General features: G+C 58.1%; 1 protein-coding gene. It reads left to right on the top strand.

The window, feature by feature from the left end; all coding sequences use genetic code 11:
- Positions 1 to 633 (top strand): AMP-binding protein (locus NKJ73_RS34130; protein WP_352572788.1); only part of this gene is annotated, 633 nt, incomplete at both ends.

Genomic DNA, 633 nt, shown 5'->3' with positions numbered 1-633 from the left:
ACCGTGCGGTCAACCGGCTCGTCATCAACAATGGCTATGCGCAGTTCAGCTCGAGTGATCGTGTGGCGTGGGTGGGTAATCCCGCCTTCGACGCCAGCACATTTGAAGTGTGGGCGCCGCTGCTCAACGGTGGCTGCATCATTGCATTGGATGCCACGACCGTCATAAATCCTTCAAATTTTGCCAAGTCACTTGAACAGCAACGGGTGACAACCCTTTTTCTAACAACAGCGTTATTCAACCAATATACGTCATCGATCGCTCCGACGTTAGCACAACTTAAGTACCTCCTCTGTGGAGGCGAGGTCAGTGACGTTCCCACATTTTTGAGATTGCTGAGAGAAGAAGGTCCTGTACGCCTCATTCACTGCTACGGTCCGACCGAGACAACGACCTTCGCGACAGTCTGCGAGATCGCCCAATCTGTCGGGGGGCTGGCCTCCATCCCGATCGGGCGCCCGATTGCGAACACGCGGGTGTACCTGCTGGACGGTCATGGTGGGCCCGTGCCGTTCGGGGCGGTGGGTGAGCTTTACGTTGGCGGGGCCGGCGTTGCGCGGGGCTACCTGAACCGGCCTGATCTGACGGCGGAGCGGTTCATCGCCAGTCCCTTTGTGGAAGGCGATCGGCTGT

This window comes from Mesorhizobium sp. M0074, assembly GCF_040322975.1.
Classification (GTDB): Bacteria; Pseudomonadota; Alphaproteobacteria; order Rhizobiales; family Rhizobiaceae; genus Mesorhizobium.
The sequence above is the reverse complement of the archived record's forward strand: the minus strand, read 5'-3'. Positions and strand labels throughout refer to the sequence as shown.